Here is a 2,399-nt window from a genome sequence, read left to right on the forward strand (position 1 = left end):
GCCAATACAGATGGTTTTGATTCCAAGAACCTGCGCCTGGCCAACTATCCGGAAGGTGTAAATCCCCTGGAAGATGGCTCCCTGGTAAATTACCAGCTGCATACCATGGATGTTACCAAAATGACGCGCGAAGCGCTGAAGGATACCACCATGGGTATGAAGGAAAAGGACCGCGCCAAGAACATGTTCGTACTGGGCTTCCTGTACTGGTTGTATAACCGCAGCATGGAAAGCACGGAGAACTTCCTGAAAGAAAAATTTGGTAAGAAACCGGAGATCCTGGACAGCAACCTGAAGGTGCTGCACGCCGGCTATAATTTTGGCGATACCGTAGAAGCCTCTTTCAGCACCCGTTTTAAGGTAGAAAAGGCCCGCATGGAGCCCGGCACCTACCGCAGCATTACCGGTAACACGGCGCTGGCGTATGGGTTGATAGCAGCATCACAAAAGGCTAATCTGCCGTTGTTCCTGGGTACTTATCCCATTACACCGGCATCCGACATCCTGCATGAGCTGAGCCGTTATAAGAACTTCGGCATCCGCACCTTCCAGGCCGAGGATGAAATTGCCGGTATTACTTCCGCCATTGGCGCCTCTTACGGCGGCCAAATGGGGGTAACCACCACCTCCGGCCCGGGCATGGCCCTGAAAGGAGAAGCGATGGGCCTGGCTGTAATGCTGGAAATACCCTTGCTGATCGTAGATATTCAACGCGGGGGCCCGTCCACAGGCTTACCTACCAAAACAGAGCAAAGCGACCTGCTACAGGCTTATTACGGCCGTAACGGGGAGTGCCCGATGCCCATTGTATCTGCCTCCACACCTTCCGATTGTTTTGAGGCGATCTATGAAGCATTCCGCATTGCTGTAAAACATATGACGCCGGTGATCTTCCTGAGCGATGGTTGCATTGCTAACGGCTCTGAACCCTGGCGTTTTCCTAAAGGCGCCGACCTGCAGCCGATAGAAGTTAAATTCAAGACCGGCCTGGCAGAAGGAGAGGAGCAGTTCCTGCCTTACCACCGCGATGAGAACCTGGTACGTCCCTGGGCTGTACCCGGCACACCGGGCCTGGAACACCGTATAGGCGGCCTGGAAAAACAGAACATTACCGGTAACGTAAGCTACGACCCGGAAAACCACCAGCTGATGGTGAAGATCCGCCAGGAAAAAGTAGACCGTATTGCCGATCATATACCCGCGCAAACCATTGAGCTGGGACCGGATACCGGCAAGGTGCTGGTGCTGGGCTGGGGCTCTACCTACGGCGCTATTAAGAGCGCAGTATTAGAGCTGCTGGAAGAAGGCCACCAGGTAGCACACGCACACCTGCGTCACCTGCGCCCCTTCCCCAAGAACCTGGGCGACCTGCTAAGCAGCTTTGATAAGGTATTGATCCCCGAGATCAATAACGGGCAGCTGATCAAAATTATCCGCGACCAGTACCTGATCGATGCGCAGGGTTATCACAAGATCATGGGCGTACCTATTACCAAAGGTGAGCTGGTGGTGAAGATCAAAGAAATGCTGGCCTAAACGCTGTTTACCGGCTTTATATTGCATTGCCAGAGATAATTATTTTTTTAAATATTTTAGACGAATCCTGCCCATACGGGCAGGATTTTTCGTATTTTCCATATTGTAGTACAGGAGTATTTTTTATGAATCGTCTTATCCGCCTGTGTTTTATAATTGGATCTTGTTTAGTGGCCGGCAACCCGCTTCTGGCACAGGTGCATACATTTGAGATAAGACTGGGCTCGCACCCGGTAGGAACCGTGGAGGCGCGTTGTAACATCAATGGCGCTGCCAGGCACATGGAAATAAAAAGCAGCCTGGAAACCCGCTTTGTATCCAAGTTCACGGATATCTCCTGCGACTACAATAACAATGTGCTGGTACAGTCGCGGGTAACGCGCAGCTCCGGTAAGAACAGTGATGATGCCAAGGCTACGACTACGCGCCGGGAAGGCGCCCGTTACCTGATCAATGTAGAAGGGGAACAAAGCGCGCTCAATAATACAGAGATCCTGCATTCCGTATCGGACCTGTATTTTGCAGAGCCTAAACAGATCAACCGTGTTTATTCCGAAACCCTGGGAAAATTCCTGGTGCTGAAAGCCCTGGGCAATGGCGAATATGAGCTTACCCTGCCGGATGGTAAAAAGAATTTTTACCGCTATCAGAAAGGGACTTTAAAAGAGGTGGAGGTAAATCATACGCTGGGGAAAGCGTTTATTGTGAGAACGGGTTAAGAGATGTGCAGGTGTGCAAATGAATTGGAATGTGCTGATGTGTTGATGTGCTAATATGCTAATGTGCTGGTTTTTGTTGTTTATTGCCTGCCTTGTTAATATTTACTTTGCCATAAATATATAAAAGCCCTGACAAGTTAAATC

General features: G+C 50.4%; 2 protein-coding genes. Both read left to right on the forward strand.

Annotated features, from left to right (window positions below; translation table 11 throughout):
* Positions 1-1,536, forward strand: a 1,536-nt coding sequence (locus VIM87_RS07220; protein WP_331996331.1) for a 2-oxoacid:acceptor oxidoreductase subunit alpha, incomplete at its 5' end; no start/stop codon positions are given.
* 125 nt (positions 1,537-1,661) lie between these two features.
* Positions 1,662-2,255, forward strand: coding sequence for a DUF6134 family protein (locus VIM87_RS07225; RefSeq protein ID WP_331996332.1), 594 nt, complete (start codon positions 1,662-1,664; stop codon positions 2,253-2,255).
* Positions 2,256-2,399 lie beyond the last annotated feature (144 nt).

Source organism: Chitinophaga sp. (assembly GCF_036569125.1).
Classification (GTDB): Bacteria; Bacteroidota; Bacteroidia; order Chitinophagales; family Chitinophagaceae; genus Chitinophaga.

What these genes read in the sequence shown, in the direction of transcription:
- VIM87_RS07225 (WP_331996332.1), top strand. Translation starts at nt 1,662, where the DNA reads ATGAATCGTCTTATCCGCCTGTGTTTTATAATTGGATCTTGTTTAGTG.